We start from the raw sequence: 24,754 nt of genomic DNA on the forward strand, positions 1-24,754 counted from the left end.
ATTTTCAAGAAACTTAATCAAGGGGCGGAGCCAGGGAATGACGGATAGTCATCAAGAACGATTAAGGAAATTTAACGAAGAGGTCAGCCTCTACCCGGTTTCCTGCGAGAAGCTGGCCAGGGGACGCAGCGACCTGGAGTGGCTGGCGGCGGTGCTGGCCGGCGGCGCTAAAATCGTCCAACTGCGGGACAAGGAGTCCGGCGGCCGGGCCCTGCTGGCCAAAGCCCACGCCTTCCGCCGGGCTACCCGGGAAGCCGGAGCCCTGTTCATCGTCAACGACCGGCTGGATATCGCCCTGCTCAGCGGCGCCGACGGGGTCCATCTGGGCAACGACGATCTGCCCGCCGAAGAGGTGCGCCGGTTCGCCCCCCAACTGCTGATCGGGGTCTCCTGCAACACCGAAGAACAGGCCGCCAGCGCCGCCGCCCGCGGCGCCTCCTACTACAATATCGGCCCGCTTTTTACCACCGGCACCAAGGAGGGGCTCAAGGAGTTTTTGGGGATCGAGGCGATCGCCCGCTTTTCCCGCCACTCCACCCTGCCCTTCACGGTGATGGGCGGGATCAAAAAGCACCATCTGCCGGAGCTGCGGGCTGCCGGAGTTCGCCGGCCGGCGGTGGTCACCGCCATCACCGGAGCCGACGACATGGCGGGCGCCACCCGGGAGCTGATCGAGCTCCTCAAGTAGGAGGAGCAGCCGCGCCCGGGTGGCGGCGCGGCTGCTCCCGGTTAACTATTTGATATTTTCCAGATAGCGATAAAGGGGCGAATCGGTGGTCAACACCAGGCGGGTGTTGCCCCCCAGGGTTGCCCGGTAGGTTTCCAGGGTTTTGTGAAAGGTGTAGAAATCGGGATCCCGACCGTAGGCCTCGGAGTAGATCCGGGCGGCCTGGGCATCGGCCTTACCCATCAGGGTGAGGGCTTCCTTGGTGGCCCCGGAGCGAATCTCCAAAAGATCGCGCTCCATCTTACCCAGAATCTCCGACTTGTTGCCCTCGCCGCGGGAACGCAGGTCGGCGGCGATCCTCTTCCGCTCCGAGATCATCCGATCAAAGACCCGGCGCTGCACGGAATCGATATAGTTGACCCGGCGCAGCATCACATCCACCAGTTCAATGCCGTACTGCTCCACCACCTCGGCGGCCCGGGCATGGATCATGTTGGAGATCACATCCCGGCCCAAAGCGACATGCTCGATCTCGTCGGGCTCCAGCATGCTGACCCGCATCGCCTGGGGCTGCCAGTCGGAGCTACGAATAAACTCCACCAGATTGTTCTGGTTGACAAAGTCGCGAATGGTACCGTCGATGATCGCGTCCAAAACCCCCTGGGCCCGGTTAACGTCATGGAGCGACTGCATGAAGCGCAGGGGATCGACGATCCGCCAGCGGGCGGTGGCGTCGATATGGACAAAGGTTTTGTCCCGGGTGGGGATCTGGTTGGGGTCGCCGTCCCAGATCTGAATCCGCTTATCGAAAAAGGTGACATCCTGAATAAAGGGGGTCTTGAACTTGAGGCCAGCCTCGGTCACCGGCTCTCCCACCGGCCGGCCGAACTGGGTGACCACCGCCTGGCGGTCCTCCGGCAGGACATAGACCCCGTTGGCCACCACCAGGCCCAAGCCGGCGATCAGAACGAGCAATAATGTGCGTACGATATTTTTCACAACAAAAACCTCCGCGGGGGGTTGTTTTGCAATTTTGCTTGGTTTACTTCTTGCCGGTGGCGCCCAGGTTCAGCAGGGGTAACAACGACTTCTGCTCCTTGTCGATCACCACCACCTCATTGACTCCCGGCAGCACCCGCTGCATGGTTTCAAGATAGAGCCGCTGCCTGGTGACATCTTTGGCGCCCCGATACTCCTCCAACAGGGCCAGAAAACGGCTGGTTTCACCCTGGGCCAGGTTGACCCGTTCGGTGGCGTAACCGTGGGCCTCTTCCACCGTCTTGCGGGCATCACCGCGGGCTCGAGGCACTTCCCGGTTGTAAATCTCCTCGGCCTCGTTGATCAGCCGCTTCATATCCTGATCGGCCTCGTTGACCTCGTTGAAGGCGGGCTTGACCGGCTCCGGAGGGTTAACATCCTGCAACTGCACGGTGATGATCCGAACCCCGCTTTCGTAACGATTGAGGGTTTCCTGGAGTTCACGGGCCATGGCGTCGGCCAGGATGGCCCGGCCATCGAGAACCGCGTCGAAATCCATATTACCCACCAGCCGGCGCAGGGTCATCTCGCTGACGTCACGAACCGCCTGGGGCACATCCCGAATCCGGAAGAGAAAGTGGTAGGGCTCGTCCACTCGGTACTGGACCACCCACTCCATGTCGATCACGTTACGATCACTGGTCAGCATCAGCGATTCCTGGGTGTAACCCTGCTTCTGATACTGGGTGCGGTCGGCCACCGTCCGCGAACGGAAGCCGAACTGCTCCTTCCGGACCGACTCCATGTCCACCTTGTGAACCACGTCGGCCAGGGGAATCTTGTAGTTAAGTCCCGGCATGGTGGTCTTGTTGTATTTGCCCAGCCGCAGTACCACGCCCTGTTCGCCGGGGCGGATGGTGTAGAAGGAGGAGAAGAGCAGAAAACCGACCAGCACCACTCCGACCACCATGGCGATGCTGCCGGCTTTGATCCCGTCGCCGCCGGGCTCATCGGAACGCTGGCTGCCACCACCGCTGCCCGAGCCTCCGCCTTCAAAAAAACTTTTGATCTTCTTGACCATGGCCGCCAACTGCTCTTCCGGCGACTGGCCTCCTTTACGCTGCCCCCAAGGGGGCTGCTGATTATCCCATGCCATAAAACAATCCTCTTTGCTGGTAAGTGGAATCTGGGGCGTTGACCAAAGGTTGACTCACTAGTTTGCCTGATTTCCCCCAATGATTCAACCCCTAAATATCGGGAAGCGCCGGGAGTGGCGCTTGACTTTTCCCGGAAAGCTCTGTAGAAAACGGGCACTTTCGCACCAGGGCGGGCAATGACGGGGCCAAATTCCCGGTCGCCAAACAAAAAAAGCGTAACCCCCGAAAGGATTACGCTTCTGATGTTTAACCTGGTGCCGAAGGGGAGACTCGAACTCCCACGGGGAAACCCCCACTAGACCCTGAACCTAGCGCGTCTACCAGTTCCGCCACTTCGGCCCCGTGTTTGAAGAGGCGATAATATAGACTTCCCGCCGCTGTTGTCAAGACAATTTGCCGGCGGGGGTTACGTTTTTTTATTAATCAATCCCACAGAGAGCTGGAATATAATGGAAATTCACACCCGTCTGGATCAAATCAGCGCCCCCTTTCCCCACGCCTGCGTTACCATCGGCAACTTCGACGGGGTCCATTTGGGCCACCAGCAGCTCTTCGACGCCGTGCGGCGTCTGGCCCACCAGCACCATGGCACCGCCGTGGCCATCACCTTCGACCCCCATCCCTTGCAAGTGATCTGTCCGGAACGGGGCATCAAGCTGATCTCCACCTATGAACAGAAAGCGGAGCTGATCGCCCAGGCCGGGGTGGATCAACTGCTGGTGCTGCCCTTCACCCGCGAGTTTGCGGCCATGGCGGCGGAAAGTTTCGTGGATGAGATCCTGCTCAAAACCCTGGGGGTGCGGGAGCTGGTGGTGGGCTACGACTACGCCTTCGGCAAAGGCCGCCGGGGCGACACCGAATTCCTCAAGGCCCAGGGGCGGGAGAAGGGGTTTACGGTCCGGGTGATCGAGGCCTACACCGTGGATGACATGGTGGTGAGCAGCAGCAAGGTGCGGGAGCTGGTGGCGGCGGGCCGGATGGAGGCGGTTACCAAGCTGCTGGGCCGCTTCTACCAGTTGCGGGGGGTGGTGCAGATGGGCAAGAAGCGGGGGGGCAGCATCCTGGGTTTCCCCACCGCCAACCTGAGCATCAACGAAAACGATCTCTGCCCCAAACACGGGGTTTACGTCACCCAGGTGGTTTACAACGGCAAATGTTACGGCGGGGTGCTGAACATCGGTTACAACCCCACCTTCGCCGAAGGGCAGCTCTCGGCGGAAACCCATATCTTCGATTTCAACCAGGATATCTACGGCAAACCGATCAAGATCAACCTGCTCAAGCACCTGCGCGGAGAACGGAAATTCAACAGCCCCGCCGAACTGGCGGCCCAGATCGCCAAGGACGCCGCCGAGGCCAAAGAGGTCCTGGTCGCCGCCGAAAAGGAGTTTCTGCTGGCCTGCTACGATAAATACAACGACTGATTATTCGGCCAGACAGCCCTTTTTCAAGTGCGGTAGTCGGCGTTAATCTTCACGTAATCGATGGAAAAATCGCAGGTGAGGTAATCGGCGGCGGCGGAACCGGCCCGCAGATCGACGGTGACCGTGAACTCCGGCTGTTTCAGGACCGCGGTGGCCCGGGCCTCGACCTCGGCCCCCTGCCCCACCCCACCCTTGACCATCACCACATCGTCGAAGGCGATACTCACCGCGTTCTGGTCGAACGTGGCCCCGGAACGACCCAGGGCGGCGATGATCCGGCCCCAGTTGGCATCCTCGCCGAAGAAGGCGGTCTTGACCAGGTTGGAGTTGGCAATGGTCCGGGCCGCCTGGCGGGCCTGGGCCCCATCGACCGCCCCATCCACCCGGATGGTCACCAGCTTGCTGGCCCCCTCACCGTCCCGCACCACCTGGCGGGCCAGATCCAGGCAGAGGGCGTGCAACTGCTCCTCAAAGAGCAGTTGCACGGGGGAACCCTCCACCAGGGGGGGCGCTCCTGAGCTGCCATTGGCCAGCAGCAGGACGGTGTCGTTGGTGCTGGTATCGCCATCGATGGTGATCCGGTTGAAGGAGGTCTCGACCGCCCGGCGCAGCATCCGCCGCAGCAGGGCCGGATCGACGGCGGCATCGGTGAGGATGAAGCAGAGCATGGTGGCCATGTTGGGCATGATCATCCCGGCTCCCTTGGCCAGGCCGGCGATCCGCACCTCCACCCCGTCGAGCTCGAAGGTCCGGACCGCGCTCTTGGGCGCGGTATCGGTGGTCATGATCGCCCGCCCCACCGCCTCCAGACCATCGGGGGCCAAGGCGGCGGCCAGGCGGGGGATGCCGAGGCGAAAACATTCGACATCAAGCTGCATGCCGATCACCCCGGTGGAGGAGAGCTGGACCAGTTCCTCAGCGATCCCCAGGGCGTCGGCGGCCATCGCCCCACAAAGGCGGGCGCCGCGCATCCCCTCCTCGCCGGTGCAGGCGTTGGCGATCCCGGAATTGACCAGAATCGCCTGGGCCCGACCGCTCCGGAGACGTTCCATCCCCAGCAGCACCGGGGCCGCCTTGACCGTGTTGGTGGTAAAGACTCCGGCGGCGGCGGCCGGCCGCTCACTGACGATCAAACCCAGATCAAGCCGATCCTTGCCCCGAATCCCCGACTTTACCGCCGCTGCCCGAAATCCCCGCACCTCAAGCATGGTCACACCTCTTATCAGATCATTTACTGCCGGCCACAGCACCGTTTGTATTTTTTACCGCTGCCGCAGGGGCAGGGAGCGTTACGCCCCACCTTGTCCTCGGGCCGGTTCACCGTGGGCTGGCGCGGCGCCCCGGCCTCCTCCCGACTCAACTGCATGGGCGGACGGCGGTTGCGCTGCTGGGCTTCCATCGCCTCCACCTCGTCATCCCGCACCAGGCGGACCCGGAAGAGGGTGCTGACCGTCTGCTCCCGCATCCGGTCGATCATCTCCATAAACATTTGAAAACCTTCCCGCTTGTACTCGATCAGCGGGTTTTTCTGCCCATAGCCCCGCAGGCCGATCCCCTCCTTGAGGTGATCCATGTTGAGCAGATGCTCCTTCCAGTGGCTGTCCACCATCTGTAAGAGGATGATCCGCTCCAGCTGGCGCATATTCTCCGTCCCCACCTGGGCCTCCCGCTCTTCATAGCGCTGGGTGAGCAGTTGCCGCAGGCGGTCGGTCAACTGCTCGGCGTTGAGATCGGCCCGGGCCTCCTCATCCCACTCCGGGGCGAAACCGAAGAGGATGGTGCAGCGCTCGTTAAGCCCGTTCCAGTCCCAATCCGCCGAGAGCACCTTCTCGTCGGCGAATTCGGCCACCAGGCCCTGGACCAGATCCTCAACCATCTCCCAGACCACCTCCTTGAGGTCGGTGCTGGATAGCACCTCGCGACGCTGGCTGTAAATCACCTCGCGCTGCTTGTTCATCACGTCATCATATTCCAGCAGGTGCTTACGGATTTCGAAGTTGTGCCCCTCCACCTTGCGCTGGGCGTTCTCGATCGCCTTGCTGATCATGTTGTGTTCGATGGGCTCGTCCTCCTCCATCCCCAGCCGATCCATGATCCCGGAGATCCGTTCGGAACCGAAAATCCGCAGCAGATCATCTTCCAGGGAGAGGAAGAAGCGCGAGGAGCCAGGGTCGCCCTGGCGACCGGAACGGCCCCGCAACTGGTTGTCGATCCGCCGCGACTCGTGCCGGCCGGTGCCCAGGATATGGAGGCCGCCCAACTCGGCCACCCCCTCACCCAGCTTGATATCGGTACCCCGGCCCGCCATGTTGGTGGCGATGGTCACCTTCCCCCGCTGGCCGGCATCGGCGACAATCTCCGCCTCTTTATCGTGCTGCTTGGCGTTGAGGACCGCGTGGGGAATTTTCTGCTTCTTGAGCATGGCCGAAATTTTTTCGGAAACATCGATATTGATGGTGCCCACCAGCACCGGCTGCCCCTTCTCGTGCAGCTCCTTGATCTCCCGGACGATGGCCCGGTACTTGGCGGCCAGGGTCTTGTAGATGGCATCGGGGTAGTCGATCCGGATCATGGGGTGATGGGTGGGGATCACCATCACATCCAGGTTGTAGATCTTTTTGAACTCGGCGGCCTCGGTGTCGGCGGTGCCGGTCATCCCCGCCAGCTTTTCGTACATCCGGAAATAGTTCTGGAAGGTGATGGAGGCCATGGTCTGGTTCTCCCGCTCCACCCGCACCCCCTCCTTGGCCTCCAGGGCCTGGTGCAGACCGTCGCTGAACCGGCGCCCGGCCATGGCCCGGCCGGTGAACTCATCGACGATCACCACCTGATCGTCCCGAACCAGGTAATCGACATCGCGTTTGAAAAGGACGTGGGCCTTGAGGGCCTGGGTCAAGTGATGCAACTGTTCGATATTGCGCGGGTCATAAAGATTTTCCACCCCCAGCAGCTCCTCGCCCAGGGCCACCCCCTCCTCGGTCAGGGCCACCGATTTGGCCTTCTCATCGACGGTGAAGTGGGTCTCCGCCTTAAAGCGGGGCAAGAGGGTGTTGACCTTGACATAGAGCTCGGTGGAGGCATCGGCCGGACCGGAGATGATCAGCGGGGTCCGGGCCTCGTCGATCAGGATGGAGTCCACCTCGTCAACGATGGCGAAGTTGTACTCCCGCTGGCAGAAATCCTCCACCCGGAACTTCATGTTGTCCCGCAGGTAGTCGAAGCCGAACTCGTTGTTGGTGCCGTAGGTGACGTCGGCGCCGTAAGCCTCCTTGCGCTGCTGGTCGTCCAGGCCATGGACGATCACCCCCACCGTCAGGCCGAGGAAGGTGTAAAGTTGCCCCATCCATTCCGAGTCCCGGCGGGCCAGGTAATCGTTGACCGTGACCACATGCACTCCCCGGCCGCCCAAGGCGTTGAGATACACCGCCAGGGTGGCCACCAGGGTCTTGCCCTCACCGGTTTTCATCTCGGCGATCCGGCCCTGGTGCAGCACCATCCCGCCGATCAACTGAACATCGAAATGGCGCAAACCCAACACCCGGACCGAGGCCTCGCGGACCACGGCAAAGGCCTCGGGCAACAATTCATCCAAAGTGGCTCCCTGCTCCAGGCGCTGGCGGAATTCGGCGGTCTTGGCCACCAGGGCGGCATCATCCAGGGCCTTGATTTCCGGCTCCAGGGCATTGATCCGTTCCACCACCGGCTGCATGGTTTTGAGCAGCCGCTCATTCTGGCTGCCGAACATCTTTTTCAACATATTTGCAAGCATCAAACCTTCTCCTTGTCCCAGATCAGGGCTTCCTCGTTACAGTCGGGGAACATCGGGCAATTTATACAATCACTCCAGACCTTGTGGGGCAACTCACTTTTGTCGACGGGCAAAAACTGGAGTTTCTTGAAAAAACCCGGTTGATAGGTCAGGGTAAAGACCCGGGAGATTCCGAAGTCGCGGGCCTCGGCCAGGCAGCGCTCCACCAGGGCCCGTCCGATCCCCCGCCCCTGGTAACTTTCGGCAATGGCCAGGGAGCGGATCTCGGCCAGATTTTCCCAGCAGATATGGAGGGAGCAAACCCCCAGCACCTGCTGGGGGTCTTCACCGGCCACCGCCACCTTGAAATCACGCAGATGGTCGTAAAGCGAGCTGAGGGAACGGCCCAGCAGCAGGTTGCGGCCGGCAAAGAACTGGAGCAGGGCGTAGATCGCCCGCACGTCATCCATTCTGGCGTTGCGTATCTTGAACGAATCAGGGGTCATAACTCACCGCTCCCGGGTTGTCGCGCCAAAAGATGCAGCTGGGTTGTCAGACCGGGCCGGGCGGCACTCTCCACCGGCGTCAAAATCGTCTGCCCGGCCCAAAGTCCCAACAGAAACATCCAGAGAAAGATGCAGAAAGCCACCACCGCCAGACTGACCAGACCACCCCAGCCCAGCTCCAGTTTCACCGCCACCTTTTTTTTGCTCCGCCGCGTCGCCGCCATGGTGCTCTACATGGTCTCCGGAGCGCCAACTCCGATCAGGCCCAGGCTGGAGGCCAGCACCTGCCGCAGGGCGTCGGCCAGGGCCAGGCGAGCCCGGCTAAGAGCCGGGTCGTCTCCGACGATCCGGTGCCGGTTGTAGTAGCCATGGAATTTGGCCGCCAGATCCTGCAGGTAGAAAACAATCCGATGGGGCTCCAAGGCCAGGGCGGCGTTTTCCAGCAGGGAGGGCAGGCCGGCCATGGCCTGAAGCAGCGCCAGCTCCTCCTCTTCGATCAGCAGGGATAAGTCGGGCTCCCCATCCCCGACCGCCATCCCCTTCTCGGCGGCCTGACGGGCGATGCTGCAGAGGCGGGCGTGGGCGTACTGCACGTAGTAAACCGGGTTCTCCTGGCTCTGCTTGGTGGCCAGATCCAGGTCGAACTCCAGTTGGCTGTCGGCCTTACGCATCAGGAAGAAGAAACGGGTCACATCGGGACCGACCTCATCCAGCAGCTCATCCACGGTGACGAAATTGGCCTTGCGGGTGGACATCTTGACCTGCTGGCCCTCCCGCATCAGGGTGACAAACTGGTGAATCACCGGGGTGACCTTGCCGTCATCATACCCCAGGGCGCGCACCCCGGCCAGCACATCGGGGACGGTGGCGATATGATCGGAGCCGAACACATTGACCATCCAGTCGAAACCCCGGCGGAATTTCTCCCGGTGGTAGGCGATATCGGGGAGTCGGTAGGTGGGCTCGCCGGTGGATTTGATGATCACCCGATCCTGTTCCAGGCCCAGGGCGGTGGTCTTGAACCAGACCGCGCCGTCCTGCTCATAAACCAGTCCCTTCTCCCGCAGGGAAGCGACCACGTCATCCACCAGGCCGTTTTCGTAGAGGGAGTGTTCGTTGTAATAGTTGTCGAACCTGATTCCCAACCGGGCCAGGGTGTTGTTGATGTCGGCGAAGATCACCTCTTCCGCTTTTTTGGTGAAGGGGGCGGTGTCGCTTTCATCCTTGAGGGTCTCCCCCTGTTCATCGATCAGGGCCCGGGCGATTTCACGGATATATTCGCCCTGGTAACCATCCTCGGGGAAAGTGGAAGGCAGCCCCAGCAGCTCCAGGTAGCGGGCCCGGGTGGACTCGCCCAGCACCCGCATCTGGCGGCCGGCGTCATTATAGTAGTATTCCCGGGTTACCGCGTGGCCGGTGGCTTCCAGCAGGCGGGCGATGGCATCCCCCAGCACCGCCTGGCGACCATGGCCGACACTCAGGGGACCGGTGGGGTTGGCGCTGACAAACTCCACCAGCACCTTGCGGCCCCGGCCGCCGGTGCCGCGACCGAATTCGGCGCCCCGCCGGTTGATCTCCGGAATCACCGACTGCCAGACCTGGGGTTTGAGGAAGCAGTTGACAAAGCCGGGGCCGGCCACTTCCACCTTGGCAAACAGCGAGTCGCCGCCGGTGGCTTCGGTGAGCAGCTCCACCAGAGCGGCGGCGATTTCCCGGGGGTTGCGCTTCTCCCGGCCGGCCACCACCATGGCCAGATTGGTGGCGAAATCGCCCTGCCCGGCCCGTTTGGGCTCCTCCACCGCATAACTGCCGGCGGCAGCTTCACTCCACAAACCCCGCTCCACTCCCAGGGCAAAACAGTGATCCACCTTGGCCCGTACCCGCGCCTTAATCATCGTAACCTGTTCCTTTCATGCTTGTTGTTATAAAGAGAACAACCCATTCCTAAACCGCCTCATCCCCCACAAACCGGTGCCGGTTGGCGGCTCCGAAGCGGCAGAGCACTTCATAGCTGATGGTATCGTGCCGGGCCGCCAGCTCGTCGGCACCGATAAATTCCTCGCCCTGACCGCCCAGGAAAACCACCTCATCCCCCACCGCCACCTCGGGCAGCTCGGTGATATCGGCCATGCAGGCGTTCATGCAGATGGTACCCCGCAGGGGGACCCGCCGGCCGGCGATCAGCACCTCGGCCCGGTCACTCAGGGCCCGGGGATAGCCGTGGGCGTAGCCCAGGGGCAGCACCGCCAGCCGGGTGGGCCGGGTGGTGATGAAACGGTGGCCATAGCTGATGCCGCGCCCAGCGGGGAGCTCCTTCACCTGCAGTACCCGGCTGCAAAGACTCATGGCGGGCCGCAGGTTCAACTCCTGCCCGACGGCAACAGGAGCGGGATCGGCTGGAGGATAACCATAAAGGCTGATCCCCGGCCGCACCATATCGGCGTGGGTTTCGGGGAAGCGGAACAGGGCCGCCGAATTGGCCATGTGCAGCAGCGGCCGTTCCCCCGCCTGCCCATTATTCTGCAGGGCGGCGGCGACCCGTTGAAACCGCTCCCACTGCTCCCGGCAAAGTTCGGTCGCCCCCGGGTCATCGGCCAGGGGGAAATGGGCCAGAACTCCCGCCAGGCGCAAACCGGGCAAGCTGGCGATTGCCGCCGCCAGTTCACCGGCGGCGGCGGGTTCCACCCCCAAACGCCCCATCCCCAAGTCAAGCTTGAGATGAACCCCCACCACCTTGCCCTGAATCACCGCCTGCCGGGAGAGCTGATCGAGCAGGGCCCGCTGGAACACCACCGGGCTGAGCTCCCGAGCCACCGCCTCGGCTATCCCCTGGGGGGGGAGCCCCAGCAGAACCACAATCTCACCGGCAATCCCGGCCTGCCGCAACCGGACCCCCTCCTCAACTTCCGCCACCCCGAAACAGTCGGCCCCGGCCCGGGCAAAGGCCCCGGCCGCCGCCACCAGACCGTGTCCGTAGGCATCGGCCTTGACCACCGCCATCAGCCGCACGGCCGGAGCGACCAAGCGGCGCACGGCCAGGAAATTACCCCGCAGAGCGTCAAGGTCAACCACCACGTTGCTGTAGGGGTCGCTGGCCATGGATTCAGGGCCGCCATTGCCGCCAAAACAGGCGGCTGGAGAGGAAAAGGGCAAATCCCACCGCCAGATAGACCAAGGCCACCCACTGCTCGGGAATGCCCACCACCCGCAGAACCCGGCCGGCAAGCATCATCAGCAGCACCAGCAGCCACATTTTCAGGGAATAGACCGCGCCCAGACAGGAGTTGTCCTTCATCGCCCGCAGCCGCAGGATATTTTTGCCGGCCGAACGGGCCAGCAGATAGTGGCCCTTCAGGGCGCCGGCCAGAAGGGCCAGCAAGGGGGGCCACCACAGGCCAGCACCATAGAGCAAAACCCCCCGGACCAGCAGGTATATGCCGATAAAACTCCAAAGCAGGGCGGCAACCAGCAGATGGGTGCTGACCGAAACCCCCGGTTTCCAGCGTTGGACGACATTAGCCAGCATAACGGGCGGCAACCTCTTCGTTTACCCCCCGGGGAAACAGGCACATCGCGCCCCAGCCCCGGCAGTGGTGCCGATAAACAAGAATAGGCATACCCCGTTTGAAAGGGATATGCCTATTCAGCAACAGCAATCACAAAATAAAGAATTACATTACACCTCGGTTACGGTGATGGCACCCTCGGGGCATACTTCCACGCAGGTCTCACAACCCAGGCACTCGTCCATGTTAACCGGATCAGCCTTGCCGTCCACCATCTCGAAAACCTGAGCCGGGCAGGCGTTTACGCACTCTTCATCACCACTGCACTTGTCTTTGTCCACTTCAACTTGCCACATGTTTTGATCCTCCATTGAACAGAATAAGTTACCGTAAGACTGAAGCGATTCACCCAGGCTGTCGCGCCAGATGTTCCACCAGCAGCCAGTTTTCTACCGACACAAATAAATACCACCTTCCTCTAATGCACCGACTTTTTTTTGTCAACAGAAAAGGCGACCGGCAGCCCCGAGGGCCGTGGTCGCCGTTGACCCCAATCCGGATATAATGTACGTTGGCCACGACGGCAATGGATAAACCGTTCCGGAGTGAGAAAAATCAACCCCCACCAGGGTGAAGCCCATGAAGCAACTGAAAAAAGCAAACGGAAAAAAGCAGCAAAAAAAGCCGATCAGCGCCGAGAAATCGGAAGAAGCGATGATCGGCGGCATCATTGAAGGCAGCCCGGATGCCGTCGGGGTGGCGGTGCTGCGGCTGGCCTGCGGCTGCCGCAAGATGGCGGCGGTGGACAAGGAGGGCGAACCGGCCAGCAAAGTGATCATCTACCGGGACAACTCTCTCAATGTCTGCGACCAGTGTAAGGAGGATGACGGAGCTTACATCCGGGTGCGGGAATCCTTCATCCACTGGATCGAGCCGGCCCCCGAACCCGAGCGGCAGGAGATAATCGCCGGCAAGGTCTTCGGCACCGTGCCGACCCACTGAGAACGATGGTTACCCCGCCGGGACGTCCCCGGATCATCCCCATCGCCAGCGGCAAGGGCGGGGTGGGAAAAAGTATCTTCGCCGCCAGCCTGGCCATCAGCCTGGCCCGCCGGGGCGAGACCACGGTGGCGGTGGATCTGGACCTGGGCGGCTCCAACCTCCACACCTACCTGGGAATGCCCAACACCAATCCGGGGGTGGGCGATTTCCTGAAACGGCGCCTGACCAACCTCTCCGACCTGGTGGTCCCCACTCCGGTGGATAATCTCGGCTTTCTCCCCGGCGACGGCAAAACGCCCTTCATGGCCAATATCTCCACCCGCCAACGGCTGCAGTTGCTGGATGAGCTGCTGCGACTTAAGGCCCGTTACATCATCATTGATCTCGGCGCCGGTTCGGCGATCAACACCATGAACCTTTTCGGCCTGGCCCTGGACGGCATCGTCATCACCACCCTGGACACCCCGGCCCTGATGAACGCCCTGGTTTTCTTGCGCAACTTCACCTTCGCCAATATCCTCAGTCTGGCCTCGGAGCGGGCGCCCACCCGCAAAATGCTGCTGGACGCCTATCGCCGTTCAGCCGACGGAGCCAACCTGACCGCCGAGGAGATTTACGGCCTGCTGGCCGCCCACGACCCCTTGCTGGCCCGCCAGATCCGCCAACGGCTGGAGCGCTTTACCCCCCGCTTTGTCTATAACATGGCCGATCAACCCGAAGACCTGCGGGTGGCCGGCCGGATCCAGGGCACCCTGAAACAAAACCTCTCCATGAACAGCTCGCCCTTGGGCCTGCTCTTCCACGATCCGGCGGTGCGCAAATCGGTGCGGCAAAACAAGGTCTTTCTGCGGGAGCAGCCGGACACTCCCTATGCCAGGGGGTTGCGGGCCATCACCGACCGGCTGCTGAAAGCGGCCGCCCCGTCACCCAGCCTGGAAACCCTGATCGGCGAAGCCCGCCGCCATGCCTGAAAACCTCCCCGCCGCCGACCCCAGCCGCCGGCTCCAGGCGATCCGGGTGGAGGAGTCCTGCCTGGATCTGCCCCTGACCCGGCGGATCATCGCCCGGGCCGGAGATCTACCGGTGGAGGTGGTGGCCGACCGCCCCGACCCCGCTCCAGTCCCGGTCCCCTACCCCCACAGCCTCACCGCCGGCAAGCGCCTGCTGCACCTGGGCCGCAACCGGGGCCGCTTCCTCAAGCCCTGCCCCGCCACCCGCCAGTACCGCTGCTGTGACTACCAGGTCCTCAATATCGGGGCCAACTGCCCCATGGATTGCGCCTACTGCATCCTCCAGGCCTACCTCAACAACCCCTGGCTCTCCTTCTACGTCAATATCGACGACCTGCTGGGCGAACTGGATCAGGCCCTGGCCGACAGCCCCGGGAGCCTGCACCGGATCGGCACCGGCGAGTTCACCGACAGCATGGCCCTGGACCGGCTCACCGGCCTCAGCGCCACCCTGATCGAATATATGGCCCAAAGGGACAACGCGGTGCTGGAGTTGAAGTCCAAGGCGGTGGTACTGGACCACCTGGCCGACCTGGACCACCGGGGCCGGACCATCATGGCCTGGTCGCTCAACAGCGCCGAGGTGATGGCCAAGCTGGAGCTGCACACCGCCGACCTGGAGACCCGGCTCAACGCCGCCGCCCAGTGCGCCGCCTGGGGCTACCCCCTGGCCTTTCATTTCGACCCGATTATCTGCCACCCCGGCTGGGAAGAGGCCTACCGGGCCACCATCCGCCGCCTGTTCGCGGTGGTTCCGGCCCAGAGCATTGCCTGGATCAGCCTGGGAGCTTTCCGCTTTCTACCGGCCCTGCGGGGAGTAATCAGCAGCCGTTTCCCGCGAGCCCGTTTCATCCATGAGGAGTTTGTCCCGGGCCTGGATGGAAAATTTCGCTATTTTCGCCCCCTGCGCACCAGGATGTACCAGGTGCTGCTCGACGAGCTGAGCCGGGGGGCGGCAAGCCATACCTGCATCTATCTCTGCATGGAAAACGACGCGATCTGGCAGGCGGTGTTCGGCTTCACCCCGGAGGAACGGGGTGGGCTGCCCGCTATGCTGGACGCGACCCTGCCGCCCCGGTAAACCGGGGGACAGAGTCCCCTATTGGGACTGGTCGGTGGGGGCGGGGGGAGTCCCGGCGGCATTCTCTTCGGTGACCGCCACCGTTGACTGCTCCGGGGACTCCGGGTTGTTTTTATTCTGCTTGCGCTGCCGTTTCTCCTCCTTTTTTTTCTGACGAGCGAGTTCCTTCTGGCGTTTTTCGTAGTTGAAATTTATCCGTGCCAAATTGTCTCCTTTGGGCCAGGGCCCGGGACGGGTGAATAGAAAAACAGGATTTACGGCTAAGTGTAACCTGTTTGCCCCAAAAGAGCCATGCCGATCCCCCACCCAAGGAAAAGGGAGGAGCAATTAAAAGCTGTAGGTAAGCGCCATGCTCAATGAATTGAAGTCGGCCACGGAGACGGAGCTGTTACGCACAGCGGCATAGATCAACTCCAGCTCCAGGTGCTGATTCCAGCCGTAACCGGCAATCAGGTTCAGCTCTTTTGTCCTGGGCCTTTCAGTCCCGGCGGCATAGCGGGTGTGGCCGTAGAGGGCGGAGAGGCTCAGGGCATCCCTTCCGTACTCCCAGGCCAGATACCAGGTTTGGGCATCGGCCGCGAAAATATTATCGCCATATTCGAAGGGGGTCTGGTCACCAAATTCGGCGATATTACTGCCCGCCCTGGGGTGGGCTCGCATGTAACCGCCCCCGAAACCAAAATCCTGGTAAGCAAAAGTCTGCTCCAACCACCAAAAATCGCCATCCTCCTGCCCCGCTGGGGTGTTGGATCGGACATACTGGATCATGGTTGCGGCCTCCAGATGCTGCCCAACCCCCCATGCGCCGGTCAGTTTCATGCCCGGGGCCCGGTAAAGATCGGCCGCGTGATAGTAGTAGGGCATGAGGGTCAGCCACGCCAAGGGAGAATAGTGGGCGGCCCCAAAATAGAGCCCGTTATCTTCATTCATTTTGGCAAACCCCTCGCTGACCTCATCAAGATCGACCACGGCCTGCCGCTGGGCCCAGCCGAAGCTTAACTCCAGATTATCCAAAGGGATCAGGCGAGCGCTGACCCCCACGATATGGTCGGTTAGCCACTCCTGCTCGACCTGATGCCGACCGGCGGTGAGCTCGCCCCGATCTCCACCGGCAAAGTGAAGATAAGCCAGGTGGATCAAAGCATCACTGGCGACGGTTTCCCGGTAGTCGCCATCCCGGGTTTCATGCAATCGGGTGGTGCCCCAAGCCCCCAAGCCCAGGCTTAAATGTTGCCAGGGGGCGGTCTGATATGCCAGCGAGGCCCTGCCGCTGATAAAACCCTGCCGCTCTTCATCTCTGGCCTTGCCGCTGATGCCGTAGAGCCCGACTTGACCGGCGAGAGCACCCTGGGCGAAAGCCGCATGGATCGACTCGGCCGCCGTCGCCAACGGTACCGACAACAACTGACCGGCCAGGGCCAGCCCCCCCAACAATCGTCCCATAACCAACCTCCCTAATTCCGTGGTGATATCTCTGGCCAACCCCCCGTAGCAGGAGTTGAACCGCCGCCGACAGGCCCATCCTGTAGGTCGGACCAATCAAGTTAGGAGTGACTAATTAATCAATCCTGCCCCGGTCGTCAATGATTTTTTTGTCAAACCTAACTTGATCAGGATAGACTAACGCCAGCGACGGAGATATGACCCAACCGTGAGGAAAGAGAAAGAGAGGGTTGGCTAAAATAGATGAAGCCGCGGGACAGCGGACTTTAAAGGTTCCGTTCCGGGCAGGGGGTGCTGTTTTCGTTGAACAGGGCCAGCAGTTGGGGAACCTGGCGACGGTAGGCCGTCAGGATCAGTTTTTTCAGGGGCCGTTTGATTGCGTTTACCGACGGCAGGGGCTTGATCATTGGCAGTAATTGCTCCACCGGGGCCGGCGGCTTGATCTGCAGCTTGCTGTCCAGCCCTTCGGCCAGACCGATCTCCATCCCGCCCTGCATGGCGCCGGTGGCCTGCTGGCCCCCCAGGGTCCGCAAAAAGGCCATAATGGCGCTGATATTGTTCTGCTGATAGAAATATTTGATCTCTTCGGTGATGGCCCCCTGCATCCTTTCCAGTTCTCGAACTTTGCCGTCATACACCTTGACATGGAAGCCCAGGTTTTCATAACAGGTAAAAAAGTAACGGACAAAACGGCCCTTTCTGGTCCAGCCCTTGAAACGCTGACACTCAAAAACCCGCGCCTGGAGCGAGGGGGATTCCAGCAGGTAGGGATCGAAGAAGAGCCGTTCGTTAAGCCCCACCAGTTCCATGAACTCCTGGATCAGCGATTCATCGCGCAACAGCAGATAGATCCGCATCAGATCGAAGCTGATCCTTTTTTCCAGGATAAACGAATGCTCGCGCACCTTCTGGGCGTAATCCTGGCTATCCTCCTCAATCAGCTTGCGAAAGCCAAAGTAACGCCCGGCGATCTCCTGCTTGAGTTCGGCGGCCATGACATCGTCAAGCCCCTGCTGCTGCGGTGGACGCATCATCTCATACCCCTCAACCCAACTCGCCGAGTAAGCGGTTGAAGACATCGGAATTACTGATCATCCCCACCAGTTTATCTCCCTCCACCACCGGCAAGCGGCGGGTACCGGTGACCCGCATCAGCAAAAGACAGTTTTCGATGGAAAGGGCCGGAGTTACGGTAATGGCAGGCTTGGTCATGATATCGCCAATCTGGGAGACAAACTCATCCTGCACCTCCATCACCATGATATTGAGGATATCCTTGCGGGTCACGATCCCGTAGGCGTCGCCGTCATCGGCCGGCAGGATCACCAGGCTGGAGCATTGCCGCTCATGCATCATCCTGGCCGCCGTCGCCAGGGAGGCGGTGCGCTCCACGGTCTGCACCACCGGCTGCATCAGATCCCGTACCCGCAGTTGCTTAATGTCGATCAAACCCGCGTCCTCCCAATTCGATTCAATTTGTTGGGGCTATTCAAGAGCAACCTCCCGGCGCTCCCCATCCAGGCGGAAAACCACTGGCCGGGCCAGATCCTCCCGCACCCTGTGCTTGATCCGGCCGATCACCACCACCGTGCCGGCAAAAACCGCTTTCCTGGCGCTGACCCTCACCTTTAGCGGATCGATGGCCGCCAGTTCCCGGGCCAGTTCCCGGCGGGGCCGCTCCAGTCGCTGTTCCGACTGCACCAGGGCCCGCCGCTGTTTGGCCAGCCGGGAGAGTTTACCCTGGGTCTCCGGCGGCAACCGGGCCCCCTGGCGGCCATGATTGAGCCAGCGGCCCAGGACCGTGTCCAGCTTGGCCCGCTGGCGGGCAAAGGCGGCCAACTGCCGTTCAACCTGCAACTGGCGGCGGCGCAGGGCGGGGTTGACCCCCACCATTACCACCGTGCGCACCCCGGCCGGAGAGCCGATCTCGTTGGCCTCGACCCCATGAATCGCCGAAACCACCCCGCCTCGGATCCGGCCCAGGCCGGCGGTAACATCCACGGTGCCGCAGGCAAAAACATGGCTGCGCATGATCTGGTCCCGAACCAGGATATTACCACCGGCATGAACCCGGGTCCACTCCAGAAAGCGGGCCTGGAGATCGCCACCGGACCTGATCCGCCCCTGGCCCCGGGAGAGGACCCCCCCGCTGACCAGGATGTCGCCGCCGGAGATCAGGGTGGCATCCTCCACGCCGCCCCCCACCCTGATCTCGCCGCTGGCCTTGAGGGTAAAACCTGGCCGCACCCAGCCGGAGATAATCAGGGAACCGGCCATATCCAGGTTGCCCACCCGATAATCCACGTCCCCTTTGACCTCATAAACCGAAAAGACCGCGATCTTGTTATCGGCCAGGATCGTCACCATGCCGTCGATATCCGAGAGCAGGCTTAAGCCGTCGTCACGGATCACTACGTTGGGCTGGGGTTGAAACTGGATATCGGTGCCGGGCTTGGCCGGCAAGGGGATACCGCGCACCGTCCAGCCGTCCACTCCCGGCTCCGGCGGCGTCCGGCGGGCCAGCTCCTCACCTTTCTTGACCGAGTTGATGGCATCGCGCTCCCGGAAATCGATACTGTCGGTGGGTTGCATGATCCGCCCGGCGCTTTTCCCGGCCCTGACCAACACCTCAATGGCGGCGTCATCCCCGTCCACCGGCTCCCGGCCCACTGCCGCCACCACCCGCAGCACCTGCCGTTTGGACGCCGCGTGATCCACGGCCCGCCGAATCGTTTCCTTGCGCACCCCGTGGGTGACCCGGTGATCGGCCAGCAGCTTGAGCAGCAACTCACCGGTCAACCGGCGGCCCTGCCCATCCGGGGGGTGGACCTCCAGCACCGCCCGCATCTCGTCCTCACTAACCTGCAGAGGGTCGATCACCGTCACCACCCCGGCCCGGTAATCGGCGTAACCGGCCACCAGGGTATTATCCACCACCAGGGTCGGCCCCTCCCCGACCTCAACCACGTTTTCCCCCGCCACCAGGGGGATATCCCGGGGCTCGCGGCCGCCGAAGCTCTCCCCGGTCACCCGGCGGCCGGGGAGCGCCGGCACCGCCGGTTTTTTTTCCGCCACCGTCTCCCCCCCCAGCAGCAGACTCTTGCGCAGGGGGGTGGAAGCAATCTTACCGGCCTGACGGGTCCGATCGATCCGCAGGGGATCCTCTTCGTTGAGGGTGAAAGCGAAATTCACCTCGGCATCCCGGCCATCCACCGGCGGATCGCCTTTGGCCACCAGAAAGCGGGGCAGGGCCACCTCCTGCTCCAGCACCGCTCGAATCGCCCCCTCGGAAACCCCGTGGACCACCCCGGCGACCTTCAGGCTGTGCAACAAATCATCCACTTGCAAAAGACTGCCATCGGCCATTTTGGGAGAGATCGGCAGCCAGGCGCTCATCCCGTCGCCGGCGATCTCCACCAGGGGGCTGACCGCGACCAGACCGCCGGCCACCGTGGCCCGTCCGTAAATCTCCGCCAGGTAAGAGCGGCCCTCATCATCCAAACGCACATTTTCGCCCACTGCCAGGGAAGGCTCATGGCCGGGGCGGGGGGCCACCTCCTCGCCGAACACATTCTGTCCCGGCGTGCCCGATTCGGCGGCAATCCGGGCCACGATCACCTGGCCGGGCCGGACCAGATCGGCCCCGGCGGGATCGGAGTTGACCGCCCCCTCCCCCACCCGGTATTCCAGACGGCCATTGCCGCCATCCACGGCGGGTCGGCCCTGGGCCAGCAGAATTTTATCACGACCCCCCGTCGCCGCCAGTCGCCGCACCTCCGCCACCGCCTGCTCCAAGGTGGCGTCGTCGTAGCCGAACACCACCTTTCGCTGGCTCAGCTCCTCCCGCAGGGCGGCCACACCAAACTTTTGATCCCCACCCCGGGGCCAGTAGGTAATCTCCAGATGCACCGCCATCCGATCGGGCCGGATCTGGATGGCAAAGCGGGCCTCCTCCTCTTTCCTCCCCTGCTCCGCTTCCTTTGCGCCATTTTCCGTCATGGATCATCCCCCGCCGCCAAATCGACATTTCTTTCATCTCTTGCCTATATGCCCATTTTAACCCCAACATTTCAAGCAATATGCATCCATTCTTAACTTTCACCACCACCGACATGGTGGTAAAGTGGAGGACAGCCGAAGAAACCCAGCAGCAAAGAAGATTGCGCCACCCCAACCGCCAACCCCTGCCAAATCTGTCGGGAACATGCCTACTTGCAACCAAATCAACCACCGGGAATCTCTCTGCATCCGGCCCATGGGCGTGGATGACCTGGCCGAGGTTTTCCACATCGGCGAATTGATCTTCACCGCCGAATATTCCCCCAGCCTCTACCGCACCTGGGACGAGTATGAAGTTATCTCCATGTTCAACAGTGACTCGGAACTCTGCCTGGTGGCGGAAAGCGGCGACCGAATCGTCGGCTTCGCCCTGGGCACCACGGTGGACAAACATCATTCCGCCTGGAAATACGGCTACCTGGTCTGGCTAGGGGTCTGCCCCAAGGCCCAAAAACTGCGGGTGGGACAGAATCTGTTCAAGGAGATGAAACGACGGATGCGGGCCCAGGGGGTGCGGATGATCATCGTTGATACCGACGCCGACAACCGGGCGGGGATCGATTTTTTCACCAAGCTGGGCTTCGGCAACATCCAGGAACATGTTTACATGACCTTGAATTTGGATCGCCGGGCCAAGAAAAAAAAGAAAAAGAAGGAAGAGAAGCCGGATGCCGCCAACCCCTGATCCGCGTCAGCTGTGGGAGTCCATCGACCAGGAGAGCCTGCGCCGGCTGCTGGTGGAGATGATCGACATCTATTCCCCCTCCGGCAAGGAGGAGGATATCCAACTCTATCTGGAGGAGACCCTGCAGGCCGGCGGCTTCGCCGTTCACCGGCAGGAGGTGGAGGAGAAACGCTGTAATCTGGTGGTCCCCCTGGGCTGGCGGGAGCCCAAGCTCTACCTGGTGGGCCACGTCGACACCATCGCCGCCTGGGACCTCGAGGAGTACGGGGCCCGGTGGGAAAACGATCGTCTTTACGGACTGGGCAGCGCCGACATGAAGGGCGGTTGCGCGGCCATGGTGGCCGCCTTCCTTACCCTGGCCAAGGTGCTGCCCCAGGAGCAGCGCCCGCCGGTGGGCCTGCTTCTGGTGGTGGGTGAGGAGGAGAACGGCGACGGCAGCGCCGCCTTTCTGGAGAGCTATCGCCCCCCCTGGGTGGTGATCGGCGAACCCACCGGCCTGGTCCCCAACTTCGCCCACTACGGCTACCTGGAGGCGGTGTTCACCACGCGCGGCCGCCAGACCCACTCCTCCCTGCCGGAACTGGGCCACAACGCGGTGGAATCGATGTTGCGGGTCCTGCTCCATCTGGGGCGCGATCCCCTCTTCGACCGCAGCAACTCCCAGATCGTCTATTCAATTCGGGAAATGAGCTCGTCCCGGGCCGGTTTCGTGGTCCCCGACCGCTGTGAAACCTGGATCGACCTGCATCTGCCTCCCCAGTTGGATCCGGACTTGGTGGAAGCGGCGATCCGCAATCGGGTGGCCGGGGCGCCGGCCCTGATTCCCGAGTTGGACCTGGATTTTGAGTGCAATTTTTCCGCGCCGGGCTACCGCCTGGAGCTGGACAATCCCCTCACCGAGCAACTGCGTCAAACCTATGGCCAGCTCCAGATCCCCTGGAGCCAGGACTCCTTCCGCTCCCATTCCGACGGCAACCTTTTCCGCCAGGCCGGGGTCAATCCCCTGATTCTGGGCCCCGGCGCCCTGGAGGTGGCCCACACCCCCGAGGAGCATACCTCCCTGAGCGAGGTTCTCACCGCCGTCAAGATCTATCTGGCCCTCTGTCTGGCCGCGGAAAAGCTCTAAATCCGGCGGGGTCCCGCCGGTAATAGAGGGTCAACTGGCGGTAAACTTCGGGCAGAATTCGGCGCAGGTGGCTCGGGGCCATGAAAAAATATTCACTGCAAACCGCGAAAAATTCACCGGGGTCCTGGGCGGCGTAGGGGTCCAGCGGGGGCTCGACCCCATCATCCAGATCGGCCCGCAGCCCCTGATAAGCCTGCTCCATGACCTCGTCCCACTCCCCCCCATCCATGTCGCGGGGCAGCGGCGGAGTGCCGTTGACCGTGCCGCTGCCCATATCGAGCTTGTGGGCGAACTCATGAATGATCACATTGCCGGCCGGACCGTGGGGATAGGCCCCCGGGGCGCAATCGGCCCAGGAGAGCACCACCGGCCCGCCGGCCCACGATTCTCCGGCCAACACCTCTTGGCCGCTGTGGACGATACCGTCCTCATCGGTCTCCTCCCGAGGGGCGACAAAGCTGTCCCGGTAGATCACCATCGAAGTCCAGCCGGCATAGGATTCCAGACCGAGGTTGAGGATCGGCACGCAGGCCTGGGCGGCGATGGCCACCCGCATGAAGGGGGTGATCTGGAAACCGTGGGCCCCGTAGAACTCCTTCCGGGCCAGAAAGAGGGTGGCCAACTCCCGCAGCCGCTGCCGTTGTCGCTCATCGAGCCCGGCGAACAGCTCCTTGGGATGGACCAGGGCCCGGCTCCAGAGGCTATCGGGCAGGGCCGCCCGCCGCAACAGCCTTTGCCGCCGCCAGTTTTTAAACCATCGCCACATCAGCCGCTCCCGCCGCACCCTGGCCCGCTTGCCCATGGTTTTCGCCCTTTCCCATTGACACCGGGCCCCCTATTGAATAGCATTCCCACTTTGTAACCGTTCAACCTTCAAAGAACCAAGGAGAAAAAGATGTATCACAAAATTGTTGCCATGGGGCTGGGCCTCTGCCTGTTGCTGATGACCACCGCCGCCGCGGCCATGGCCCAGGGGATCAGGGACCTCAGCGTCGATGAGCTGAAGCAGCGGCTGGATCAGCCTCGCCGGATCGTGGTGGTGGATACCAGAACCGCCCAGGAGTACCGCCAGGGCCATATCAGCGGCGCCATCAACATCTCTTCCCCGGAGAGCGACCAGTTTCAACGGATGGCCCACCTGCTGCCGGAAAACAAGGATATCCCCCTGGTTTTCTACTGTCGGGGCTATGACTGAGGCCTGGCCCCCGCTGCCGCGGTCGCGGCGCAACAAGCCGGCCACAAAAACGTCTTTACCTTTCGGGCGGGATTTCCCGCCTGGCAAAACAAACGTTATCCGATCAGCGTCCGTTAACCCACCGTGAACAGCAACGACGACCTCAACCGGCATGACGCCCGGGGCCGGGCCTATCAGGGACTTTCAGCCCTCTACCATCCGCCCGCCGCAACGTTGGAGAAGGTGCTGACCCTCCTTAAGGGCGGCCTGGAGGGGTGCTATCCCGAGCTGGCCCCCTACGCCGACGACCTCCTGGCCGAATACCGCGAGCAAGCGGACCTCGGCGAACTGCGGGATGATTACACCCGGCTCTTCCTGGGGCCCGGCCCCCTGGCGGCCGCCCCCTACGGCTCTTTTTATCTGGACGGGGGCCGCACCATGGGGCCCACCACCCTGGAGGCCCAGCAGCATTACCAGGTGGTGGGCCTGAAACCCGGCGGCGAGTTCAAACACCCCCCGGACTTCATCGCCACCGAGCTGGAGTTCATGTTTTTCCTGATCCACTGCCAGTTGCAGACTGCGGATCCCGGAACGGCCAGCCAGTTCATGCTGCGGCAGCGAGCCTTCCTCAACCGCCATCCGGGCCGCTGGGTGGAGCCCTTCACCGAACTGGTGATCGAGGAAGCCCGGGCTGAATTTTACAAAGTGCTGGGCGCTCTCACCCAAAACTTTATTCTGGCCGAACAGAACGCGCTGCCGGAATTGCAGGCGGCAAGTGAGACGAACCATGGTTGAAGCCATGCCCCACCAGCCGGAATCGGTTAGCGGCGGCACCTCGGGGGCCACCACCGCCAAAGTGGTTTACATCCTCTACCTGGCCTCCATCCTGATCGGCCTGACCGGCCTGATCGGAGTGATCATCGCCTACATCAACAGAAGCGACGCCCCGGCCTGGCTGGCCAGCCACTATCGCTTCCAGATCAGAACCTTCTGGATCGGCCTGCTCTATCTCTTTTGCGGAATTTTGCTCTCGGGGGTGGGGATCGGCTGGCTGATCATCATCTTCTGGGCCGCCTGGCTGATCATCCGTTGCGCCAAGGGGATAAAATACCTGGACCGGGGAGCGCCCTACCCCGATCCCGCCACTTGGTTTTTTGATTAGAATCAAAACGAACGAATCAAAGCGCC

The 24,754-nt window shown here is 62.2% G+C and carries 26 protein-coding genes and 1 tRNA gene; 10 read left to right on the forward strand and 17 right to left on the reverse strand.

Annotated features, from left to right (window positions below; genetic code table 11):
• Positions 1-37 precede the first annotated feature (37 nt).
• Positions 38-688 (forward strand): thiamine phosphate synthase, encoded by a 651-nt coding sequence (gene thiE, locus ACHHRT_RS06010; RefSeq protein WP_395498734.1) that lies wholly within the window; start codon positions 38-40, stop codon positions 686-688.
• Between the two features lie 45 nt (positions 689-733).
• Here thiE and hflC read toward each other — a convergent pair whose 3' ends face one another.
• The 3 genes from hflC to ACHHRT_RS06025 all read right to left on the reverse strand — a co-directional run bounded on the left by hflC (position 734) and on the right by ACHHRT_RS06025 (position 3,141).
• Positions 734-1,666 (reverse strand): protease modulator HflC, encoded by a 933-nt coding sequence (gene hflC / locus ACHHRT_RS06015; protein ID WP_395498736.1) that lies wholly within the window; start codon positions 1,664-1,666, stop codon positions 734-736.
• A gap of 43 nt (positions 1,667-1,709) precedes the next feature.
• Positions 1,710-2,801 carry an FtsH protease activity modulator HflK gene (gene hflK, locus ACHHRT_RS06020; protein ID WP_395498738.1) on the reverse strand — a complete coding sequence of 364 codons (1,092 nt, stop codon included), beginning with the start codon at positions 2,799-2,801 and terminating at the stop codon, positions 1,710-1,712.
• 253 nt (positions 2,802-3,054) lie between these two features.
• Positions 3,055-3,141: transfer RNA gene (locus tag ACHHRT_RS06025), tRNA-Leu, on the reverse strand.
• A gap of 110 nt (positions 3,142-3,251) precedes the next feature.
• On the opposite strand from ACHHRT_RS06025, the gene ACHHRT_RS06030 reads away from it, so the two are divergent.
• Complete coding sequence (locus tag ACHHRT_RS06030) at positions 3,252-4,226, forward strand: bifunctional riboflavin kinase/FAD synthetase (RefSeq protein ID WP_395498740.1); 975 nt, start codon at positions 3,252-3,254, stop codon at positions 4,224-4,226.
• Positions 4,227-4,249: 23 nt separating this feature from the next.
• Here the strand turns inward: ACHHRT_RS06030 and argJ are convergent, their stop codons facing one another.
• From argJ to ACHHRT_RS06070, 8 genes are all read right to left on the reverse strand, one after another.
• Positions 4,250-5,434 carry a bifunctional glutamate N-acetyltransferase/amino-acid acetyltransferase ArgJ gene (argJ, locus tag ACHHRT_RS06035; protein WP_395498741.1) on the reverse strand — a complete coding sequence of 395 codons (1,185 nt, stop codon included), beginning with the start codon at positions 5,432-5,434 and terminating at the stop codon, positions 4,250-4,252.
• 23 nt (positions 5,435-5,457) lie between these two features.
• The gene (gene secA / locus ACHHRT_RS06040) at positions 5,458-7,995 is read right to left on the reverse strand and encodes a preprotein translocase subunit SecA (protein WP_395498743.1); all 2,538 of its coding nucleotides are present in this window, start codon (positions 7,993-7,995) and stop codon (positions 5,458-5,460) included.
• Positions 7,995-8,480 (reverse strand): N-acetyltransferase, encoded by a 486-nt coding sequence (locus tag ACHHRT_RS06045; protein ID WP_395498745.1) that lies wholly within the window; start codon positions 8,478-8,480, stop codon positions 7,995-7,997. Before ACHHRT_RS06045 ends, secA begins: the two co-directional genes overlap by 1 nt.
• Entirely contained in the window at positions 8,477-8,704 is a 228-nt protein-coding gene (locus ACHHRT_RS06050; RefSeq protein WP_395498747.1) for a hypothetical protein, read from the reverse strand. The genes ACHHRT_RS06045 and ACHHRT_RS06050 overlap by 4 nt, the downstream gene beginning before the upstream one ends.
• A 6-nt stretch (positions 8,705-8,710) precedes the next feature.
• Positions 8,711-10,375, reverse strand: coding sequence for an arginine--tRNA ligase (argS, locus tag ACHHRT_RS06055; RefSeq protein WP_395498749.1), 1,665 nt, complete (start codon positions 10,373-10,375; stop codon positions 8,711-8,713).
• Between the two features lie 49 nt (positions 10,376-10,424).
• The gene (gene alr / locus ACHHRT_RS06060) at positions 10,425-11,579 is read right to left on the reverse strand and encodes an alanine racemase (RefSeq protein WP_395498751.1); all 1,155 of its coding nucleotides are present in this window, start codon (positions 11,577-11,579) and stop codon (positions 10,425-10,427) included.
• A 4-nt stretch (positions 11,580-11,583) separates the two neighbouring features.
• Positions 11,584-12,006 (reverse strand): hypothetical protein, encoded by a 423-nt coding sequence (locus ACHHRT_RS06065; protein ID WP_395498753.1) that lies wholly within the window; start codon positions 12,004-12,006, stop codon positions 11,584-11,586.
• Positions 12,007-12,156: 150 nt separating this feature from the next.
• Entirely contained in the window at positions 12,157-12,342 is a 186-nt protein-coding gene (locus ACHHRT_RS06070) for an indolepyruvate ferredoxin oxidoreductase subunit alpha (protein ID WP_395498755.1), read from the reverse strand.
• Between the two features lie 283 nt (positions 12,343-12,625).
• Here ACHHRT_RS06070 and ACHHRT_RS06075 point away from each other — a divergent pair, with 283 nt between their 5' ends.
• From ACHHRT_RS06075 to ACHHRT_RS06085, 3 genes are read left to right on the forward strand one after another with little or no spacing between them, the layout of a single operon-like run.
• Positions 12,626-12,988, forward strand: coding sequence for a hypothetical protein (locus tag ACHHRT_RS06075; protein ID WP_395498757.1), 363 nt, complete (start codon positions 12,626-12,628; stop codon positions 12,986-12,988).
• A gap of 5 nt (positions 12,989-12,993) precedes the next feature.
• Positions 12,994-13,959 carry a P-loop NTPase gene (locus ACHHRT_RS06080; RefSeq protein WP_395498759.1) on the forward strand — a complete coding sequence of 322 codons (966 nt, stop codon included), beginning with the start codon at positions 12,994-12,996 and terminating at the stop codon, positions 13,957-13,959.
• Positions 13,952-15,079 (forward strand): SPL family radical SAM protein, encoded by a 1,128-nt coding sequence (locus ACHHRT_RS06085; protein ID WP_395498761.1) that lies wholly within the window; start codon positions 13,952-13,954, stop codon positions 15,077-15,079. The genes ACHHRT_RS06080 and ACHHRT_RS06085 overlap by 8 nt, the downstream gene beginning before the upstream one ends.
• 18 nt (positions 15,080-15,097) lie before the next feature.
• On the opposite strand, the gene ACHHRT_RS06090 is transcribed toward ACHHRT_RS06085, so the two are convergent.
• The 5 genes from ACHHRT_RS06090 to ACHHRT_RS06110 form a co-directional block, all read right to left on the reverse strand.
• Positions 15,098-15,283: a hypothetical protein gene (locus tag ACHHRT_RS06090; RefSeq protein ID WP_395498763.1), complete on the reverse strand. Its 186-nt coding sequence runs from the start codon at positions 15,281-15,283 to the stop codon at positions 15,098-15,100.
• Positions 15,284-15,406: 123 nt separating this feature from the next.
• Complete coding sequence (locus ACHHRT_RS06095; protein WP_395498765.1) at positions 15,407-16,522, reverse strand: Opr family porin; 1,116 nt, start codon at positions 16,520-16,522, stop codon at positions 15,407-15,409.
• Between the two features lie 266 nt (positions 16,523-16,788).
• Positions 16,789-17,556, reverse strand: coding sequence for a hypothetical protein (locus ACHHRT_RS06100; protein ID WP_395498767.1), 768 nt, complete (start codon positions 17,554-17,556; stop codon positions 16,789-16,791).
• A 10-nt stretch (positions 17,557-17,566) separates the two neighbouring features.
• On the reverse strand, positions 17,567-17,971 hold the full coding sequence (locus ACHHRT_RS06105; protein ID WP_395498769.1) for a CBS domain-containing protein: 405 nt from the start codon (positions 17,969-17,971) through the stop codon (positions 17,567-17,569).
• Between the two features lie 36 nt (positions 17,972-18,007).
• Positions 18,008-20,521, reverse strand: coding sequence for a flagellar assembly protein A (locus tag ACHHRT_RS06110; protein WP_395498771.1), 2,514 nt, complete (start codon positions 20,519-20,521; stop codon positions 18,008-18,010).
• Between the two features lie 205 nt (positions 20,522-20,726).
• Between ACHHRT_RS06110 and ACHHRT_RS06115 the strand changes: the two genes are divergently transcribed.
• Together ACHHRT_RS06115 and ACHHRT_RS06120 are read left to right on the forward strand one after the other, a co-directional pair.
• Complete coding sequence (locus ACHHRT_RS06115) at positions 20,727-21,266, forward strand: GNAT family N-acetyltransferase (RefSeq protein ID WP_395498773.1); 540 nt, start codon at positions 20,727-20,729, stop codon at positions 21,264-21,266.
• Entirely contained in the window at positions 21,250-22,392 is a 1,143-nt protein-coding gene (locus ACHHRT_RS06120) for a M20 family metallopeptidase (protein ID WP_395498775.1), read from the forward strand. Before ACHHRT_RS06115 ends, ACHHRT_RS06120 begins: the two co-directional genes overlap by 17 nt.
• Here ACHHRT_RS06120 and ACHHRT_RS06125 read toward each other — a convergent pair.
• Positions 22,349-23,194 (reverse strand): M90 family metallopeptidase, encoded by an 846-nt coding sequence (locus tag ACHHRT_RS06125; RefSeq protein ID WP_395498777.1) that lies wholly within the window; start codon positions 23,192-23,194, stop codon positions 22,349-22,351. The genes ACHHRT_RS06120 and ACHHRT_RS06125 overlap by 44 nt on opposite strands.
• A 93-nt stretch (positions 23,195-23,287) precedes the next feature.
• On the opposite strand from ACHHRT_RS06125, the gene ACHHRT_RS06130 reads away from it, so the two are divergent.
• From ACHHRT_RS06130 to ACHHRT_RS06140, 3 genes are read left to right on the forward strand one after another with little or no spacing between them, the layout of a single operon-like run.
• Positions 23,288-23,704 carry a rhodanese-like domain-containing protein gene (locus ACHHRT_RS06130; protein ID WP_462348131.1) on the forward strand — a complete coding sequence of 139 codons (417 nt, stop codon included), beginning with the start codon at positions 23,288-23,290 and terminating at the stop codon, positions 23,702-23,704.
• A 6-nt stretch (positions 23,705-23,710) separates the two neighbouring features.
• Positions 23,711-24,361: a TorD/DmsD family molecular chaperone gene (locus ACHHRT_RS06135; RefSeq protein WP_395498781.1), complete on the forward strand. Its 651-nt coding sequence runs from the start codon at positions 23,711-23,713 to the stop codon at positions 24,359-24,361.
• The gene (locus ACHHRT_RS06140) at positions 24,354-24,728 is read left to right on the forward strand and encodes a DUF4870 family protein (protein WP_395498783.1); all 375 of its coding nucleotides are present in this window, start codon (positions 24,354-24,356) and stop codon (positions 24,726-24,728) included. Before ACHHRT_RS06135 ends, ACHHRT_RS06140 begins: the two co-directional genes overlap by 8 nt.
• Positions 24,729-24,754: the final 26 nt, after the last annotated feature.

It is taken from the genome of Desulfurivibrio modestus (assembly GCF_044068625.1).
Lineage (GTDB): Bacteria > Desulfobacterota > Desulfobulbia > Desulfobulbales > Desulfurivibrionaceae > Desulfurivibrio.

Coding starts and splice junctions, on each gene's coding strand:
- thiE (WP_395498734.1), top strand. CDS start 38: ATGACGGATAGTCATCAAGAACGATTAAGGAAATTTAACGAAGAGGTC.
- hflK (WP_395498738.1), bottom strand. CDS start 2,801: ATGGCATGGGATAATCAGCAGCCCCCTTGGGGGCAGCGTAAAGGAGGC.
- ACHHRT_RS06030 (WP_395498740.1), top strand. CDS start 3,252: ATGGAAATTCACACCCGTCTGGATCAAATCAGCGCCCCCTTTCCCCAC.
- argJ (WP_395498741.1), bottom strand. CDS start 5,434: ATGCTTGAGGTGCGGGGATTTCGGGCAGCGGCGGTAAAGTCGGGGATT.
- secA (WP_395498743.1), bottom strand. CDS start 7,995: ATGCTTGCAAATATGTTGAAAAAGATGTTCGGCAGCCAGAATGAGCGG.
- ACHHRT_RS06045 (WP_395498745.1), bottom strand. CDS start 8,480: ATGACCCCTGATTCGTTCAAGATACGCAACGCCAGAATGGATGACGTG.
- ACHHRT_RS06050 (WP_395498747.1), bottom strand. CDS start 8,704: ATGGCGGCGACGCGGCGGAGCAAAAAAAAGGTGGCGGTGAAACTGGAG.
- argS (WP_395498749.1), bottom strand. CDS start 10,375: ATGATTAAGGCGCGGGTACGGGCCAAGGTGGATCACTGTTTTGCCCTG.
- alr (WP_395498751.1), bottom strand. CDS start 11,579: ATGGCCAGCGACCCCTACAGCAACGTGGTGGTTGACCTTGACGCTCTG.
- ACHHRT_RS06065 (WP_395498753.1), bottom strand. CDS start 12,006: ATGCTGGCTAATGTCGTCCAACGCTGGAAACCGGGGGTTTCGGTCAGC.
- ACHHRT_RS06070 (WP_395498755.1), bottom strand. CDS start 12,342: ATGTGGCAAGTTGAAGTGGACAAAGACAAGTGCAGTGGTGATGAAGAG.
- ACHHRT_RS06075 (WP_395498757.1), top strand. CDS start 12,626: ATGAAGCAACTGAAAAAAGCAAACGGAAAAAAGCAGCAAAAAAAGCCG.
- ACHHRT_RS06080 (WP_395498759.1), top strand. CDS start 12,994: ATGGTTACCCCGCCGGGACGTCCCCGGATCATCCCCATCGCCAGCGGC.
- ACHHRT_RS06085 (WP_395498761.1), top strand. CDS start 13,952: ATGCCTGAAAACCTCCCCGCCGCCGACCCCAGCCGCCGGCTCCAGGCG.
- ACHHRT_RS06095 (WP_395498765.1), bottom strand. CDS start 16,522: ATGGGACGATTGTTGGGGGGGCTGGCCCTGGCCGGTCAGTTGTTGTCG.
- ACHHRT_RS06100 (WP_395498767.1), bottom strand. CDS start 17,556: ATGATGCGTCCACCGCAGCAGCAGGGGCTTGACGATGTCATGGCCGCC.
- ACHHRT_RS06110 (WP_395498771.1), bottom strand. CDS start 20,521: ATGACGGAAAATGGCGCAAAGGAAGCGGAGCAGGGGAGGAAAGAGGAG.
- ACHHRT_RS06115 (WP_395498773.1), top strand. CDS start 20,727: ATGCCTACTTGCAACCAAATCAACCACCGGGAATCTCTCTGCATCCGG.
- ACHHRT_RS06120 (WP_395498775.1), top strand. CDS start 21,250: ATGCCGCCAACCCCTGATCCGCGTCAGCTGTGGGAGTCCATCGACCAG.
- ACHHRT_RS06125 (WP_395498777.1), bottom strand. CDS start 23,194: ATGGGCAAGCGGGCCAGGGTGCGGCGGGAGCGGCTGATGTGGCGATGG.
- ACHHRT_RS06140 (WP_395498783.1), top strand. CDS start 24,354: ATGGTTGAAGCCATGCCCCACCAGCCGGAATCGGTTAGCGGCGGCACC.